This is a genomic window from Halovenus amylolytica (assembly GCA_004015825.1).
In the GTDB taxonomy this organism is placed as follows: Archaea; Halobacteriota; Halobacteria; order Halobacteriales; family Haloarculaceae; genus Halovenus; species Halovenus amylolytica.
This window is the reverse complement of record SAYS01000006.1, coordinates 1-16,360: the sequence shown is the minus strand read 5'-3', so window position 1 is coordinate 16,360 and position 16,360 is coordinate 1. Positions and strand designations below refer to the sequence as shown.

Sequence of the window (16,360 nt, the reverse complement as noted above, 5' to 3'; positions counted from 1 at the left end):
GTGTTTATCAGATTAATAATAGTTTTTGGATTAACAGATTCCAGCTGAAAGCGAATGTATCCATCGGTTTCAGCGGTGGTCAGTTCAGTACAGCTGGATATATCTGATAATTGAAGAGTTGTGTGGCAGCCAGTACTGCCGAATCGATCTGGCGGACACTAATCGCAACTCTACACAAGATACGCGTTTTCTATCTTGCACAGAATGCCAGACAAGACGTGGATCGACAGAGTCTGCGTAGCGTTCCATGATACGCTCGTAAAAAGTAAAACAAGCATCCGCGAGCGAAGCGAGCGGTTCACTGCCGGAGCGGGCGGAGCCCGCGGAGGCAGCCTTTTTAGCGTAGATTTTTGTACCGAGCGGTTCCGAGCGAAGCGAGGAAACCCGAGGTACAAAACGGTACTATTCTTGGATGTGGCCTTCTTCGCGGAGCTGATCGGCTTCCTGTTTCTCGTAGCGCCAGGCAATATCAGCCTTCTCGTCTTGCCAGTCCCACGGTTCGACGAGGACGACATCGTCCTCGCGGATCCAGATGCGTTTTTGCATCTTGCCAGGGATCCGGGCGGTTCGTTCGACACCATCCATACAGCGAACGCGGACGCGGTTGGCTCCGAGCATATTGGTAACGACGGCGAACACCTCGTCGTCATCGGGCATTCGGAGGTCCTTGCGTCCCTCGTTGTCGCTCATATCCGCCAGTTTGTCTGGGAGACGTATAACTGCTGCGAGAAAATCTGAGCGGTATATGAGAGTGTCTGCAACCGCAGGAATCCCACGAGAGCACAAAATTGAGGTGTTACTATCAAGCTACCAACCAGATCCCACACACCATCGAACGAAGTCACCGAGGTTTTATTCACCCCGCAGAAACTGGTAGCTATGCTCCAGAAACTCGGTGTCGTCGGCATCCTCGGCATCCTCTTCTTGCTCGGTGGTGTCGCACTCGTCGCGGTCGTCGAACCAATCATCGCGGCAGGGCTGGCACTCGTCGTCGCTGGCCTGGGAATGATAATCTACGGGCTCGTCTCGGGATTCATGCAGTCGATGGGACTGATGGGGCCACCGCAGGTCTAGGAGTTCTGCATATCCTCCGGCCGGTTCGCACGGTGTTCGCTGATCAACCGATCGACCATCTCCGCACTCTGCTGGCGCTCGCGCTCGTCGGCGCGGCGCTCCCAGTCCACGATCGCATCCTCGACCTCGGACTCGCGAGCGACCGCCAGCTCGTCGACCTCCTGAATCGTGACCAGATCGGCTGGCGCGACCGGAATCCCGTTACTGAAGAGGACCTGATCGGCCATCTCCGAGAACTGACCGTTCCGGAGGACGACTTTGGGGTCGACATCGGCGAGTAGCTGTGCCGTCGACCGCCCGGCACCGCTCGCATCCCGGAGGAAGATGACGTCGTCCTCCGCGAGCCCGAACTTCTCGTCGGCGGTCTTGATCGCACCCTTCGTGAACTGCTCGATAACTTTCACCGGAACCAGTCCGGCCTTCTTTTCGGAGACGTCGGCGAAATTCGAGTGGTCGAGCTTCCAGAGGGCTTTCAGCCGTTCGAGTGTTCCCTCCAGATCTTCGATTTTCTCGTCTTTCTGGTCGATCTCACGCTTGAGTCGGTTGTTTTCGCGTTCGAGCCGCGTCACCTCGCGGTTCTGCCTGGCTTTCCGGCGCTGTTCGCTTCTGGCCTCGGAGAGTTTCTCCTCGAACTCCTCGATCCGGTCGTCTTTCTGCTGGATCGTCCCTTCCAGCGTTTCGACGTGATCCTGGAGGCGTTCGACCTGCCCTTCCAGCTGACGGATGCGTCGCTCGTCCTCGGTCAACTCCCGCTCGACGTGTTCGTGCTCCTCGTCCTCTGTGCTGTCGTCCTCGGACAGGTCGGCGAGGACCGTCTCCACTGACTCTTCCTCGCCGATGACGCGTGCGAGCACGGGGCCGAGATCCTGCCGCGGGGGCACCTTGGTCGCGATCCGCTCGAACTGGTCTCTGTGGGCGTCGAATGCACCGAGCGCGGCAGCCATCGCGTCGCGTTCGTGGTCGTTGTCGTAGGCCTCCTCGCGGGTTCGGTGCTGTTTGACATCCACCGGCAGATCCCGGTCCGGAACCCAGTCTGCAGCGTCGAAGCTCCGGCGGATCTTCTCGACAGTCTCGGGCATCGGCGTCACGTCCGCCGCGACGATCAGCGGCCGACCGCGCTCGATGATCCACTCGATGATCTCGGCCGTGTCCGCCGTCCGGGTGCTCAACACGTCGAAGACGGTTCCCTCGACGCCGACGATAGCGACAGCAGTCGTGGTGCCGGGATCGATGCCGACGATGACGTGATCGCGGCGTTTCGCCAGCGGTTCGAACTCGACCCCGTCGCGTCGCTGGCGTTCGATCTCGATCCGGACGTCACCGGATCGCTCCGTCGAGACGGGGATATCCTCGGGGCGGCCCTCGATAGTGAAGATGGCGTTCGAAAACCCGCCGTACTTCTCCGTCGCGTCTCGTTCGTAGGAGAGACCGGCGTCGTCGAGTTCGGATTCGACCTCGCGGGCCCGGCGTTTCACGGAGCCGTGGATCCGCCGGGTATAGCGGTCTTCACTCCAGCCGCCGCTGCCGGTCGAGCGCCCGCGAGCGACTTTCAGCTCCGTCGTATCGGTGAAAGCACTCACCACCTGTCCGACGTTTGCGGCTGCGAGTCGGGCGGCGGCCTCGGCCTCTTTCATCGGATCTTTCCCGTATGGAACGCCGTGGCGGGAGGCGACCCGGGAGAGCGGTTCGGGTTCGTGGCCGCCGGTTACCTGGACGAGTCGTGTCCCGGCCGGAAGCGAGCCGAGGAAATGGATGAGAGCGTCCTTGTTCTCGGCCAGCTCGTACATGTTGTCGGTCGCGATTATCGCCGGCTGTTCGTCGTCGATCAGCCGCCGGAGTTTCCGGTAGGTCACGACGTCGCGTTCGAGCTCCTCGCCGTCGAATTTGACGAGAGCATACGAGGGCGCATCACCACGGACGTCCCCACTCTGGATGTCGACGCCAAAAATAACTGCATCGAGGGCAGCCGTGCGATCACTCACAATCGAGTGATAAGTGGTGGATTCGTATAAATCTACGGCGCCGTGGAATGGTTATGTTTGATTGCAGGGTACTATCTGGGTGTTTGATTGCGTGAATTCGAGACCACAGCTCCAAACAGCAAGAAAGCCCCGAGACAAACTCGTAGCAAGCCTCAAAAAAGAGAGAGGATCGGCGTGCGGAATACAGAGCACAGATTCAGCACGCCACGATAGTCAGATGTCACCTTCTGCTGCGTTCGGGAACGACGCTGATTGGTCTGGTCGGCCACTCACCGGATGACCGTCACGGGCACTTGCGAACGGCGGGTGACCGACTCGGCGACACTCCCCAACAGCACACGAGTTGCCCCGCTCCGGCCGTGGCTTCCAATGATGACGTGGTCGATATCGTGTTCGTCGATGTAGTCCACGATCGATCGAGCAACCTTCCCGACGACGTGATCCGTCTCGATGCTCACACCGTCTTCGGCGGCCCGTTTACTCATCTCCTCAAGGAGGTCCTCGGCCGTGCTCTCGTAACTCTCAACCATGTCCGCGTACGTGGCGGCCCCCTCGATGCTTGACGCACTGCTGAACTCCGAGGGATCAACGACGTGCAACGCCGTGATGCTGGCATCGGGATAGTTCTCGACTGCGTAGTCAAGTGCGTCGATCGCCGGGTCTGAACCGTCTACCGGAACCAGGAAGTTTTCCTCCATATATAATGATTGATCATGCCTCAATATATAGTTTGGTTGAAATTCTCGGTATGTGGAAACTGGTGGCCCGGATACGACACAGGTGCCCTGTATGCAGCTCGCCCGTCGAAGCCGGATGGTCGTAACAGAGCCGCCTCGCCTCTTTCAAAGGGGCCGATCGTTCTTGCTGTGGTATTGCGTCACGAATCACATTCGCGAACGTCCGGAACTGACCGAAAACCGCACACTTTACTACAATAGCTCACATGGGCCTGTGTATGAACGTCCCCACAGTCGAGGACAGACTCGAACTCCTCGGGGTACTCGTCGGCGCGTATATTCTGTTCACCGTCGTCGGAATGGTACTCGGACAGCCCTGGTCGACCGCCCAAGGCGGAGTCGTCGCAGTGATCCAGCTCGTCGGTATCCTCGCTACGGCCGCCGTTGCTGTCCTCCTGGTGCTCGTCGCACGCGGCGAGAACCTCGACGAACTGGCCGCCAAGGCGAAACAGTAACTCGAACCTTTTTTGATTTCACTGCGAAGAAGGCTGTGATCTCTGAATCAGTGAAGGGAGACCGACACTACCGGTTCTCGTCGATCGGCAGCCCTGGTTCGTAATCCACCGCATCGATCATCGCACCGAGCACCGAATCGACGTTGTCGCCCTCGACGACACTCATGAAATGCTCACCGTCGTCGAGGTCGGCTTGCTCGCCGTCGAACCGGTCCATCTTGTTGTACACAGTTATGACTGGGACCTCGAACCGATCCTCGATGTCGTCTCGAAGTGCTCGCTGGACATCGAGTGGATAGCCGCATTCACCAGTGGGATCGAGCAAGACGAGCACGGCATCGGCGGCGTGTTCCAGCGCGCTGACGGCCTGTGACTCGGAGTCGTTTCGCTCTGCCTGAGGTCGATCGAGCAGCCCCGGCGTGTCCACGAGCTGGTAGCGGATGTGGTTGCGCTCGACGTGGCCGACGTGGATCTGCGTCGTCGTGAAGGGGTAGGAGGCCTCGTCATTACTCGCACGAGTGACGGCGTTGACGAAGGAAGATTTCCCGACGTTGGGATAGCCGGCGACGACGATCGTCGGCTCGTCGGGGCGGATATCCGGCAGACCGCGGAGCTGTTCGCGGGCGTCGGCGACGGCGAGCAGGTCGTCTTCGACCTCTTCGACCACGTCTGCGATCCGGGCAAAGGCCTGCTTGCGGAACTTCCGTGCGGTGTCGGCGTCGCCGGAGAGGCGGGGTTCGTACTCGTGGCGGATATCCGTCGCCTTGCTGCTCGCCCACCCGATCTCGCTGAGGTGCTGGCGGAGTTCGTCGGCGTCGACGATGGCGTCGGCAAGTCCGTAGTAGAAGGGATCGAGACGGTCGAAATCCGGCCACGCCGTGACGACGTTCTCCAGGTTATCCGAGACGATGTTGGCGGCAGTCATCAGCATCGACTGCTGGGCCTCGGTGCCGGATTTGGCCCGACCCGAGCGCGCCGCACGCGAGAAGGCCTGATCGATCAGCTCCTCGCTCCGGGGCGTCGTCGGAAGAGATTCGAATGGCTGGCTCATTAGCCCTCTCTACAGCCCCAGCAGGTAAAAGACCGTTCGTTGCCGATGCAGCGACCCGACACTACTCCTCAGTTTCCTATATTTTACAGACGATATACTAACTAGTTATGGACAGCACTCCTATCCAGGCAACTCCTACACTCTGGCATGACAGACAGTGAGTCGATAGAGGTTCTCGTCGTCGACGACGAAGATGCGTTGCTCGAAGCCTACGCGGCGATGCTCTCGATGGACTACCAGGTAAGAACCGCAGCAACCGGCGAGGACGCACTCGCGGAACTGAGCCCCGAGACGGACGTCGTCCTGCTCGATCGGCGGCTGCCAGAACAGTCAGGCGAAGAGATTCTCTCGGAGATCCGAGACCAGGGCGTCGACTGCCAGGTCGTACTCTGTTCTGCGGTCGTTCCAGGGGCCGATATCGTTCCACTCGAAATCGACGGCTATCTCCAGAAGCCGGTCGGTCCGAGTGAACTCACCGAGACGATCGAACGGCAGGCCAGAATACAGACATACAGCGACGAGATCCGAGAGTACGCTGCACTCGAAGCGAAGCGGGCAGCTATCGAAAATGCAGGCTCACCGACGAGCGGGGACGAACAGTATGAGACACTCCTCGCCGAGATCGAGCAGAAAGAACAGGCAGTCGACGTCACGGAAATCGAGGCCGTGCCAGTCTAACGGGTTGCTGTGGCGAGATCGACGGTCACCCGCGGCGTTTCGCCAGTTCCTCGCGCAACTCTTCGACTGTCAACCCCTTCATCGAGAGGACGACGAGCAGGTGATAGACGATGTCGGCGGCCTCGTGAGCCATCTCCGTTTCGTCCTCGTCTTTGGCCGCGAGCAGGAACTCGGTCGTCTCCTCGCCGAGTTTTTCGAGGGCGGCGTTGTCGCCTTTCTCGTGGGTGAAAAGCGAGGCAGTGTAGGACTCTTCGGGCAGTGTCTCCTTGCGATCCTCGATAACAGCAAAGAGTTCGTCGAGAATTTCGTCCGTCGACGCCGATTCGGGTTCGTCGGTCATGGCTGAGTGTCAGCCCGGACGCTTTTCAGCGCGTCGAAAAGTGCGAGATCGTGGATCCGCGAGTCGTCGGTGAGTTCCGGATGGAAGGACAGCCCCACGATCGGGCCCTGCCGGACGGCGACCGGTTTGCCATCCCACTCGGCGAGCACGTCGACATCGTCCCCGACCTCGTCGATGGCCGGCGCGCGGATGAACACAGATGGGAACGGTTCGTCCAGTCCCGTCACCGGAAGCGGGGCCTCGAAACTGTCGCGTTGCCTGCCGAAGGCGTTGCGCTCGACGGTGACATCGAGGAGATTCAGCGTCTCGACACGACCATCCCCCGAGTCCATACTGACGAGGATCAGTCCAGCACAGGTCGCGAGCAGGGGTTTACCGGCCGCCACGTGGGCCGCGATCTCGTCGGCGATCCCCTCGCGGTGGACGAGCCGTGAGATGGTCGTCGATTCACCGCCGGGCAACAGCAACACGTCACAGTCTTCGACCAGCCCCGACTCGCGGATCTCGACGACGTCGGCCTCGGTTCCGTGTCTGGCTGCTGCTCGCTCGATCGCCACGGCGTGTTCGCTCACATCACCCTGGACAGCTACTACACCCGCTCGGATCGTCATATCACGCAGTTGGGGCTGAGAGTGAAAAAACGTCTCGATCCAACTGCTGAATCTCGACGTTTGTCGGGTCTAGAAGATATTCGCCTGCTGATACACGGAGAGTCCACCCTCGGTCATCTCGTAGGGTTTCTTCTCCCGGGAGTGGTTGGCGTTTCGGATCTTCTGGATCTCGACAGCGAGGCGGGTCTCCTGGGTTTCCCCGCGGACGTACTGGAGGACGAACACAGCGTCGGTGAGATACTCGATAATCCCGTGGCGGGAGGCGTACTGGCTGGCCTCGCTGGCCTCGCTCGTGAGGAATGTCGTGACGCCTGCCTTTTTTAGCGACCGGGTGAAATCGAACACCTCTGTCCGGCGTTTCGACTGGTTGTCGTACATCATTTCGAGCAGCGATACCGAGTCGAGGACGAGTCGGTCGGCACCGAAATCCCGGATCAGTTCGGGGAGTTCCGCCTGGATGTTGTCGAGGCTGTTTGCCATCTCGACGGGGTCCAGATCGACGACAGCGAGACGGTTTTGGTCCTCGAACTCCTGGAAGTCCCAGCCGAACTCGTTTGCCGTCGCCAGGATCGCCTCGTGGCTCTGTTCGAGCGTGATGAAGACGGCTTTTTCACCCTGTTCGAGCCCGTGGTTGAGAAACTGCAGGCCGAAGGTCGTCTTCCCGGTGCCGGCACCCCCGATGGTCACCATCAGGTGGCGCTCCGGGACACCACCCTGTATCATATTGTCGAGTCCCTCGATCCCGAGATCGATCCGCGGGATCTCCGAGTCGAAATCCTCGTCTTCGAACTCCGAGTCGCTGTCACCCTCGAACGCACTCGCGAACCCCTCGTCGTCGAAGAGACTCTCGCCGCCCCCGCCGCCAAAGGGGTCGTCGCTGTCCTCGCCGAACGCACCACCCTCGTCACCGCCAGTCCCGAACACACCGTCATCGTCAGTGTCGAACGGTGACGCTTCGTCGCTGTCGTCAGTATCGAGCTCGAACGACGCATCAGAATCGGCTTCGTCACTCTCGTCGTCCGAGAGCCCCTGTTCGAACCAGTCCACATCGTCGTCGGGTGTCTCGTCACTCATCAGTAATCCCCCGGACCGCACCAGCCATACCGAACAGTTACACTGGGGACTGATTAAGTTTGCCGTGGTGTACCACAGCTTCCTACAGACTTATTAGGAACGGGGTACCGAGGTTCATACGTGTCATCGGGTAGCGATAGAGCGACAGTACTACTGGTCGACGACGAGGAGGAGGTAGCAGATGTCTACGCACTGCGACTCCAGACAGCGTACGATACACGAGTCGCATACGGCGGCGAAGACGCACTCGAAACGATCGACGTCGACGTCGACGTGGTGTTGCTCGACCGCCGGATGCCGGATCTCTCGGGTGACGAAGTGCTCGCGAAGATCCGCGAGAAAGGCTACGACTGTCGTGTTATCATGCTCACTGCGGTCGATCCGGGGCTGGATATCCTCGAGATGGGTTTCGACGATTACCTCTGTAAACCGGTCGAGAAGGAAGATCTCGTCTCCGCGATCGACCAACAGCTCAAGATCCAGGAGCACGACGAGCAACTCTCGGAGTATTTCGAGGTAACCTCGAAACTCGCCTTGCTGGAATCCGAGCTACCGCCCCAAGAGCTCGAAGACAACGACCAGCTGGCACGGTTACGCGACCGTGCAGACGAACTCGAAGCGGAGATGTCCGATCTGCTCGACGAGTTCGACAGCCTCGAAGAGGCGTTTCAGAACATCGGTCGCCATCCCGGCTGATAGTGATTATTGCGAGTCTTTACCGCCGGGTAGAGAGAAATCCACTCTGTCAGAGCCGGAGAATCGTAGTTTTCGTAGCCGTGCCGAAAATTACCGCAATAATTACTATGAGCCACCGGTCTGAACCTGGCTGGACAACTGCCCGGTATTGTTATTTGTACACGGCTACACCCACCGATATGAGTCTTCAGGTCGCGATCATCGGTGCGTACGGGAGTGCCGGCAGTGCCGTCGCCGGCGAGCTCGTCGACCACCCCGACGTCGAACTCCTCCTGTTCGACGACGGCGAACCCGGCGGCGGGCTCTGCATCCTTCGAGGTTGTATGCCTTCGAAGGAGATATTATCTGCAGGTGCACACAGATACCAGGCGCGCCACGACGACCGGCTCGTCGGAGAGGTCCCGGATATCGACCTCGAACGGGTGGTCGAACGGAAAGACGAACACACTCTGAGCTGGGCAGGCCACCGCCGCGAGAGTATCGACGAGCTGGCCGAACGGGAGGACGTGACCTTCGTCAGGGAGACGGCGCGCTTCATCGACGACCGGCGAATCGAGGCGGGTAGCGAGCAGTACGAGCCCGACTACGTCGTCGTCGCGACCGGATCGAGCGTGAACATCCCGCAGACACCCGGCATCGACGAAGTAGATTACATGACCAGCGCCGACGTCCTCGACGCGACGGAGTTCCCAGAGACGGGGATCGTCATGGGCTTTGGCTACGTCGGGATGGAGCTGGTGCCGTATCTCTCGGAGGCGGGTGGGATGGAGCTGACCGTCGTCGAGCACGACAGCCGGCCGATCGACGAGGCAGCGCCACCGTTTGGCGACGCTGCACTCGAACTGTACCGTGAGGAGTTCGACGTTACAGTCCCCACCAGAGTCTACGAAAAACAGCTCGAACGGACCGACGATGGTGGTGTCCGGCTCTATCTCGAAGACGAGAACGGCACCGACCAGATCGTCGAGGCTGACCAGCTGTTCTGTTTCACCGGCCGCAAGCCGTCGATCCACCGTGTCGGACTGGAACAGACGGCAATCGATCCGACGGGGGAGTGGGTCGAAGAGACGATGCAGGCCCGCGACAGCGACCACATCTTCGTGCCAGGCGACGCGAACGCCAAGGAACCGATCCTCCACGTCGCCAAAGAACAGGGGTTTCTGACCGCCGAAAATATTCTCGCGGATGCTGCCGGTGACGCCCTGGAGGAGTACGAGAACGTCCACCACCACGTCATCTTCTCGGGGCTGGGTGTCTATCCGTTCGCTCGTGTCGGCCACACCGAGACGACCGCGCAGGAAGCGGGCTACGACGTCGTCACCGCAACACGGCAGGCCAGCGACGACGGCGTTTTCGAGGCAAAAGACGTCGCAGCAGGACTCGCAAAACTGGTCGTCGACAGAAACGACGGGACAGTGCTCGGCTACCAGGGGCTGCATTTCCACGCCGATGCGATGGCGAAGACACTCCAGGTCATCGTCGAACTCGGACTCGACGTCCGCGAGATTCCGGATCGGGCCTACCATCCGACGACGCCGGAGATTCTCGACGGACTGTTCCGGGAGACGGCCGCGGCTGTCGACGGTGAGTGAGGACTAGGGGGCGTAGTCAACAGGAAAAGAGAAGAGAAAACCGCAGTGGGGAAATGAGGGGATACGTTGGTGCGTGGGGAGGTCAGTTAGGCTTCGACGGCTGCGGCGGCTTCTTCGGAGACGTGCTGGATCTGCTCCTGCACTTCTTCGACCTGATCCTGCAGCTCTTCGACCTGGCCGGCGACCTCTTCGGTTGCCTCGACTGACTGGGCTTCGAGTTCTTCGTGTGCCTCGACCAGCGCGTCGAGCTGTTCCTCGACTGCGGCGAGATATTCGTCGGTCAGCTCGTCGTAGGATTCGACGTTGTTCTCGAACTCGGCGGCGACAGTTTCGAAGGCTTCCGCGTGGCCGTCGAGGAGTTCGTCGTAGCCGTCGTCGATGTTCGCACGGACGTCGTCAGCTGCGAGTTCCGCAGCTGGGAGCCCTTCGACTGCGTCGAGGGTGTTGTGAACGGTCTCGCGGTGGAGTTCGACGACGCGTCGCTGGAGCTGTTCCTGCGTGTCGAGTGTGTCGAGGACTGCGTTGCTGAACCGCTTCTGGAAGTCGACGCCCTGGACGAGTGCGTCGTGGCCCTGCTTGAGTGTCTGTCGCTGTAGTTCGAACGTTGCTTCGAGTGGTGTTGTGTAGTCTGCCATTGTGATTTGCCTCTACTTCTGTATACTACCCTCGAGAACATAAATGTTACGTTTGATACCATCTGATGGTAGCAAATGGTATTAGATGGTAGACCCCAGTTTCTGGGACAGCGCGCGGTGTGAGTCCGGGTCAGTTGACAGCAACAGTATGGGTGGTTTTTTGGTTGCTGGCGTCGAGAATCCGCATATGCGGGACGTACTGGCCGAGTGGCGACCGCTCATCGACGAGACCATCGAGGAGCTGTTGCCACGTCGGATCGACGACGACTATCTGATCGATTTCTTTGGCGAGCCATCGTACCGGTACCAGCCCGAGGCAATCCAGCAAGCACTCGCAGACCCGATCTGGACGTTGCTAGATCGTGGGGGGAAACGCTGGCGGGCAGTCCTCTTTTTGATCATCGTGGAAGCGCTCGGTGAGGACCCAGACGAGTATCTCCCGTACGCCTGCGTGCCGGAGATTCTCCACAACGGGACGATCATCGTCGACGATGTCGAAGACGAAGCGCGGATGCGCCGCGGCGGCGACGCGCTCCATCACGCCCACGGGACGGATATCGCGCTCAACGCGGGCAACGCGATGTACTTCATCCCGCTGAAGGTCATCAACCGCGAGTACGGCAAGATCGACGACAGCCAGCGACTCGCGGCCTACGAGATGCTCACTCACGAACTCAACAGGACACACCTCGGCCAGGGGATGGACATCTGCTGGCACAACCAGAAGCAAGTCACCGTCGACGAGGACAGATACTACGAGATGTGTGCCTGCAAGACGGGCTGTCTCGCCCGGATCGTCGCCCGGCTGGCAGCGATCGTCACCGGCCAGCCCGACGACGTGGAACAGCAACTCGCCCGCTACGCCGAGGAGCTTTCGATAGCCTTCCAGATCGGCGACGACATCCTCGATATCGAGAACACCTTGGACCAGGCTGGCGAGTTCGGCAAGGAGTTCGGTAACGACATCCGGGAAGGAAAGAAGACGCTGATGGTCATCTACACGGCCCAGCACGCCGATCCCGAGGCGGTCGCCCGACTGGAAGAGATCCTCTGGGCCGACGACAACACCGAAGACGAGATCCGGGAAGCCATCGAGATCATGGAACGCGTCGACGCGGTCGAGTACGCCCGCGAGCGGGCACACGAACTCTCGGAGAGTGCGCAACACCAGCTCGACGATCTGGATCTGGCCGACGAACAGGAGCAGTATCTCCGTGATTTCACGATGTTCGTGATCGAACGCGAGACCTGACTACTCGAACGACGCCAGACTGGACTGCAGCGCACGGTCTGTGCTACCGTCCGTGAGTTCGTGGCCGACGAGATCACGCAGATCCACCGCGTAGACTGTCCCATTGCGTTCGAGTACCAGCACCCGGCCCTGGGCCCCACGAACAGTGCCGGTCAACATCGTCTCTGCGACCGGTCGCTCCTGTAGGGACAGCCCGTAGTCGAACGAGTACGTCGAGAGAAGGTCGTACTCCGAGAGGAGTGTCTCCCAGGCCTCCGTCGAGACGCCCTGATGGAGACCACGAATTTTCGTCGGGACCCGGACCTGATCACCGACGTCGGCAGCGATCTCGGCCTCGATCTGGCGGGCGATCTTCCCATCGGCGACGGTCCGTAGATGTGCCGCCCGGTCGGCACCCTGCTCGCGAAGCCGTGTTTCCAGTCGCCACGAACGGGTGACGCCGACCTTGAACGTCGCCGGCGCGAAGGCGGCGAGATAGACGGCGTGTTCCTCGTGACAGGACGGCAACGGGCGGTCACAGTCGCCCCGGCACCGCGCACAGGCCCACCGTTTGGTGTGTGTCGGACAGTACGGTGCGCCGTCGGCCTCACAGCTTGTGTGCCCCGTGTCGTCGATCGTCCCGGCACAGTGGCGCCGACCGAGGCTGTAACCGAGCTGACGGCCCGGAGCCAGTGACTCACGCTCGATCGCTCCGTCGCCGGCTACCAACAGCGCAGGCTGGTCTCGCTCAGCGCCAGCCGCCGTCTCGTAGCCGACAATTTGCACGGAGACAGCTAGGGAAAGCGCGCGCAAAGATCTACTGTTTCTCGCCGGATTCAGACCAGGAGTCGTCGGCTCCGTACCGGGCACCAAATCCGACGACGAGGCCGATCAACAGGAGTGTGCCGACGAACACACCGACGAGCGATAGCACCGCGATCGGAAACTCCTGTACCGCTGCAACTGGGTTCCGGACAACCGCATCGGTAAACGCCGGGACGCGGGCGAAAAACAGCCAGACGAGCATGCAGACGACGGCCCCGGCGAGAGCCAGCACACCACCGAGATACCCGAGAAGTTGCCGATCGAACCCCTTGCTGTTCATCAACGACTGGTACTCGCTGTCGACGCAAAAACACTCCGACAGCCCGGGCATTTGAACTCTGTCTCCGTAACAGCGCCCCCACGATCGTGGCAGTAATTTTCAGGCTGGCAGTCGAACTAGCAGTATGGGATACGATATCGCGGCGAAAACAGATGCAGAGTCAGTGATTCCAGAAGAGTTCGGCGGCATGTGGTTTCTCAAAGAGTCACTGGAGGCGAACACTATCGGTCTCACAGTACTGGAACTGGAGCCGGGCGGCACGGGGAAAGAACACGACGAAAGTGAGAGTGGACAGGAAGAGATCTACTACGTCGTCGAGGGGAGCGTCGAGGTCTCGGTCGGCGCAAAAACAGTTGCGCTCGGTCCGGACGAAGCGATCAGGCTCGATCCGTCCGAGACCCGGAAGATCCACAACACCGGCGACGAGCGCGCGAGGCTCGTACTCGTCGGTGCACCACTGTAGCCCATCGATACCTTCGAAGGAATACTAGAACGAGTGGAACAATCAGTCCGTCCGCGGAATAAGACGGGCCGAGACGACGAAGGCGACGACCGCGAACCCGGAGAGAACGAGCAGATCCAGAACCGGCGTCGGTTCCGGGAACCGTGCGAGGATCAACGCGCCGTCGGCGGTGTGGGTGTACGTGACCGCACGGACGCCACGGGTGAAGTAGGTTAGCGGCGACAGTTCGAGCGGGAGCCAGCCCGGCAGCAGTTCCTGCTGGACGAACGCCTCCGAGAGAAAGAGCAGCGGGATCGCGATCCCGTTACTCGCGGCGATCACCCCGTCCTGTGAGTCGACGAGACTGCCGAGGATCGCCCCGACAGCACAGAACAGTGCGACACCGACCGCGACGAAGGGGATGACGAGGAGGAGTTCCGCCGAGATGGCGAGCGTTGCACTGGTCGCGCCGAAGAGCAACCCCAGAAGCAGGATCGACGCCAGCCCGATAATCGCCGTGTTGACGATCGTCTGGGCGAGCAGCCACTCCCAGCGTTTCAGTGGTGTGGTCGCCAGTTTCTCGAACTGGCTGCCTGTGCGGTGGCGCGCGACCTCGCTACCGACCCGGGAGAGTGGCGTAAAGAGGACGACGACCGCGAGATAGCCGGCGACGTACCAGCCCGCAGGTTCGGTGAACAGCCCGCCGTCGGTCGGCTGCGTCTCGACCAGCAGGCCGAAGATGACGACGATGATCGCCGGAAAAAAGAAGGTGAAAAAGACTGCCGTCCGGCGGCGCAGGAAGCTGTGCCAGCCTGCCCGCGTCGATGCGAGGATACGGCGGATGCGGCTCATCGCTGCCCCCCCTGCAGGCATCGACGGCTCATACCTCCACCTCCGTCCGGATCCGGCCGTCGGCCGTGACGGCGTGCCCGGTGAGTTCGAGATAGACATCTTCGAGGTCGGGCTCGGTCCAGGTCAGCGAGTCGTAGCTGACACCCTCGGCGTCGAGTGTGTTCGTGATCTCGGCGATCTGTTCGGGCGAGACGTTACGGATCGTGAGCCGGCCGTCGTCGACGGTGACCTCATGATCGAAGAGTGTCGTCGCGTCGTCTGTGAATTCGCCGTCGATATAGAGGAGACTATCGCCGCCGTAGGTTTCGATCAGTTGGTCGGGCGTCGCCAGTGCCACGAGTTCACCGTCGGCGAGTAGCCCGACACGGTCTGCGAGCTGCTGTGCTTCCTCCATGTAGTGTGTCGTGATGAAAATCGTCGTCCCGGCGTCTGCGAGGTCGGTCAACAGCCCCCAGAGCTGTCGCCGTCCCGCGGGATCGATCCCGGTCGTCGGCTCGTCGAGCACGAGCAGGTCGGGGTCGTTGATCAGCGCCGTCGCGACGCAGGTCCGGCGTTGCTGCCCGCCGGAGAGATTCTCGTAGTAGACGTCTGCACTGTCGGTCATCCCCACGTCGGCCAGCAGCTGGTCGGTGTCCCGAGCCTCGTCGTAGAGCCCGCCGTAGTACTCGATCAGCTCTCTGGCGGTCAGCCGTGCTGGTGGATCGAAATCCTGGGGCAGGAGGCCGAGTCGTTCCTCGTCGACTGCCCGGGGTGGGTTACCGAACAACTCGACGGTTCCCTCGGCGTCGGTCGTGCCAGTCAGTGCACGAACGAGAGTCGTTTTGCCAGCCCCGTTCGGGCCGACGAGCCCGAATATCTCTCCAGCACCGACAGCGAGCGAGACACCGTCGACTGCAACCGTCTCGCCGTACTGCCGGAACACGTCGCGAGCGACGAGTACGTCCATACCGGAGGTTGGCACGACGCAAGAAAGGCCGTTCGATTATCGTACGTATGACGGAGTGATATTACTGTAATTGACCTCCTCCTCCGCGTGAACGCGGAGGAATCCCACCACGGGATTTCAGGCCGAGTGTAGCGGCCTGTTGGTCTCAAGACGCATACGTTCCAAGCGTCGTCTGCTGGGTTTCAGCATCGGCGTGGCTGTCTTGTGGCCCGGTCAAAGAGGCCCCATCCGTAGCCGAGTTCTTGGAAATCGGAGATTTCCAACGGTCGAAAAATCTTTGATTTTTCTCGACATCGTCACCGGCCTTCTGCCGGGAAGTCCGGTCGCTTCGGCGGTGACTCTCTCCACTACGGTAGCGGTCTGCAATGTTTATCGCCCCGTTTACATCGGCTTGATACTCACCGACCCAACAGCCGTCGTTCGAGCATCTGAACGTTGCCTGTCGTGGCCGGTAGCCGTGTTCACCGCAAGCGTGGCACGCCTTCGACGTGTTCCGGGGATTCACCGTCGCGACGGGAATCCCCTTTTCGGTGGCTTTGTAGCGAATCTGTGCGTGGAGCTTGGCAAACCCCCATCCGTGCAACCGCCGGTTCATGTACTCGCCGTAGTCCATGTTCTCACGGATGTACGTCAGGTCTTCCAGCACCAGCACTGGATTCTCGACGGACTCGGCGTACTCCACGACCTCGCGGGTCACACGGTGGAACACATCGTCAATCTGATCCCACAGTTCGTCACCGTATGATTCTGCGATTCGTTCACTGCCACGCTTCTGAAGGCGTCTCTTGGCGGTGAAGTAGGTTTTGCGGAGCCGTCGAACGGCTTTGCCGTCGTCGGCCCACAGGCGGGGGCGAACCGG

Annotated in this window: 20 protein-coding genes; 7 read left to right on the top strand and 13 right to left on the bottom strand. The window is 60.6% G+C overall.

What is annotated here, in order from left to right; genetic code table 11:
* Positions 1-402: 402 nt before the first annotated feature.
* Entirely contained in the window at positions 403-690 is a 288-nt protein-coding gene (gene eif1A, locus EOW68_RS06040) for a translation initiation factor eIF-1A (RefSeq protein ID WP_128224263.1), read from the bottom strand.
* Positions 691-879: 189 nt separating this feature from the next.
* Here eif1A and EOW68_RS06035 point away from each other — a divergent pair, with 189 nt between their 5' ends.
* Positions 880-1,074 (top strand): DUF7470 family protein, encoded by a 195-nt coding sequence (locus tag EOW68_RS06035; RefSeq protein ID WP_128224262.1) that lies wholly within the window; start codon positions 880-882, stop codon positions 1,072-1,074.
* Here the strand turns inward: EOW68_RS06035 and EOW68_RS06030 are convergent.
* Both EOW68_RS06030 and EOW68_RS06025 read right to left on the bottom strand, forming a co-directional pair.
* Positions 1,071-3,056: a DUF460 domain-containing protein gene (locus EOW68_RS06030; protein WP_128224261.1), complete on the bottom strand. Its 1,986-nt coding sequence runs from the start codon at positions 3,054-3,056 to the stop codon at positions 1,071-1,073. The genes EOW68_RS06035 and EOW68_RS06030 overlap by 4 nt on opposite strands.
* 269 nt (positions 3,057-3,325) lie before the next feature.
* Entirely contained in the window at positions 3,326-3,754 is a 429-nt protein-coding gene (locus EOW68_RS06025; RefSeq protein WP_128224260.1) for a universal stress protein, read from the bottom strand.
* Between the two features lie 257 nt (positions 3,755-4,011).
* Here EOW68_RS06025 and EOW68_RS06020 point away from each other — a divergent pair, with 257 nt between their 5' ends.
* Positions 4,012-4,248, top strand: a complete 237-nt coding sequence (locus EOW68_RS06020; RefSeq protein ID WP_128224259.1) for a DUF8123 family protein — start codon at positions 4,012-4,014, stop codon at positions 4,246-4,248.
* A gap of 67 nt (positions 4,249-4,315) precedes the next feature.
* Here the strand turns inward: EOW68_RS06020 and EOW68_RS06015 are convergent, their stop codons facing one another.
* On the bottom strand, positions 4,316-5,299 hold the full coding sequence (locus tag EOW68_RS06015; protein WP_128224258.1) for an NOG1 family protein: 984 nt from the start codon (positions 5,297-5,299) through the stop codon (positions 4,316-4,318).
* Between the two features lie 147 nt (positions 5,300-5,446).
* Here EOW68_RS06015 and EOW68_RS06010 point away from each other — a divergent pair, with 147 nt between their 5' ends.
* On the top strand, positions 5,447-5,977 hold the full coding sequence (locus EOW68_RS06010; protein ID WP_128224257.1) for a response regulator transcription factor: 531 nt from the start codon (positions 5,447-5,449) through the stop codon (positions 5,975-5,977).
* Positions 5,978-6,002: 25 nt separating this feature from the next.
* On the opposite strand, the gene hisE is transcribed toward EOW68_RS06010, so the two are convergent.
* The 3 genes from hisE to EOW68_RS05995 all read right to left on the bottom strand — a co-directional run bounded on the left by hisE (position 6,003) and on the right by EOW68_RS05995 (position 8,002).
* A complete protein-coding gene (hisE, locus tag EOW68_RS06005; protein ID WP_128224256.1) occupies positions 6,003-6,317 on the bottom strand; it encodes a phosphoribosyl-ATP diphosphatase in 315 nt (104 codons plus the stop codon).
* Positions 6,314-6,928 carry a pyridoxal 5'-phosphate synthase glutaminase subunit PdxT gene (gene pdxT, locus EOW68_RS06000; protein WP_128224255.1) on the bottom strand — a complete coding sequence of 205 codons (615 nt, stop codon included), beginning with the start codon at positions 6,926-6,928 and terminating at the stop codon, positions 6,314-6,316. Before pdxT ends, hisE begins: the two co-directional genes overlap by 4 nt.
* A gap of 69 nt (positions 6,929-6,997) precedes the next feature.
* A complete protein-coding gene (locus EOW68_RS05995; RefSeq protein WP_128224254.1) occupies positions 6,998-8,002 on the bottom strand; it encodes a KaiC domain-containing protein in 1,005 nt (334 codons plus the stop codon).
* 120 nt (positions 8,003-8,122) lie between these two features.
* Here EOW68_RS05995 and EOW68_RS05990 point away from each other — a divergent pair, with 120 nt between their 5' ends.
* Positions 8,123-8,698: a response regulator transcription factor gene (locus EOW68_RS05990; RefSeq protein WP_128224253.1), complete on the top strand. Its 576-nt coding sequence runs from the start codon at positions 8,123-8,125 to the stop codon at positions 8,696-8,698.
* A 179-nt stretch (positions 8,699-8,877) separates the two neighbouring features.
* A complete protein-coding gene (locus tag EOW68_RS05985; RefSeq protein ID WP_128224252.1) occupies positions 8,878-10,290 on the top strand; it encodes an FAD-dependent oxidoreductase in 1,413 nt (470 codons plus the stop codon).
* Positions 10,291-10,376: 86 nt separating this feature from the next.
* Here the strand turns inward: EOW68_RS05985 and EOW68_RS05980 are convergent, their stop codons facing one another.
* Entirely contained in the window at positions 10,377-10,925 is a 549-nt protein-coding gene (locus EOW68_RS05980; protein ID WP_128224251.1) for a hypothetical protein, read from the bottom strand.
* A gap of 187 nt (positions 10,926-11,112) precedes the next feature.
* On the opposite strand from EOW68_RS05980, the gene EOW68_RS05975 reads away from it, so the two are divergent.
* Complete coding sequence (locus EOW68_RS05975; protein WP_128224250.1) at positions 11,113-12,177, top strand: polyprenyl synthetase family protein; 1,065 nt, start codon at positions 11,113-11,115, stop codon at positions 12,175-12,177.
* Here EOW68_RS05975 and EOW68_RS05970 read toward each other — a convergent pair whose 3' ends face one another.
* Positions 12,178-12,942 carry a DUF2797 domain-containing protein gene (locus EOW68_RS05970; RefSeq protein WP_128224249.1) on the bottom strand — a complete coding sequence of 255 codons (765 nt, stop codon included), beginning with the start codon at positions 12,940-12,942 and terminating at the stop codon, positions 12,178-12,180.
* A gap of 31 nt (positions 12,943-12,973) precedes the next feature.
* Positions 12,974-13,312, bottom strand: coding sequence for a hypothetical protein (locus EOW68_RS05965; protein ID WP_128224248.1), 339 nt, complete (start codon positions 13,310-13,312; stop codon positions 12,974-12,976).
* Between the two features lie 73 nt (positions 13,313-13,385).
* Between EOW68_RS05965 and EOW68_RS05960 the strand changes: the two genes are divergently transcribed.
* Complete coding sequence (locus EOW68_RS05960; protein WP_128224247.1) at positions 13,386-13,724, top strand: cupin domain-containing protein; 339 nt, start codon at positions 13,386-13,388, stop codon at positions 13,722-13,724.
* 42 nt (positions 13,725-13,766) lie between these two features.
* Here the strand turns inward: EOW68_RS05960 and EOW68_RS05955 are convergent, their stop codons facing one another.
* The 3 genes from EOW68_RS05955 to EOW68_RS05945 form a co-directional block, all read right to left on the bottom strand.
* Positions 13,767-14,555 (bottom strand): ABC transporter permease, encoded by a 789-nt coding sequence (locus EOW68_RS05955; RefSeq protein WP_128224456.1) that lies wholly within the window; start codon positions 14,553-14,555, stop codon positions 13,767-13,769.
* Between the two features lie 28 nt (positions 14,556-14,583).
* On the bottom strand, positions 14,584-15,501 hold the full coding sequence (locus tag EOW68_RS05950) for an ABC transporter ATP-binding protein (protein ID WP_128224246.1): 918 nt from the start codon (positions 15,499-15,501) through the stop codon (positions 14,584-14,586).
* A gap of 145 nt (positions 15,502-15,646) precedes the next feature.
* The coding region (locus EOW68_RS05945; RefSeq protein WP_152035118.1) for an RNA-guided endonuclease TnpB family protein at positions 15,647-16,360 on the bottom strand (714 nt) is incomplete at its 5' end.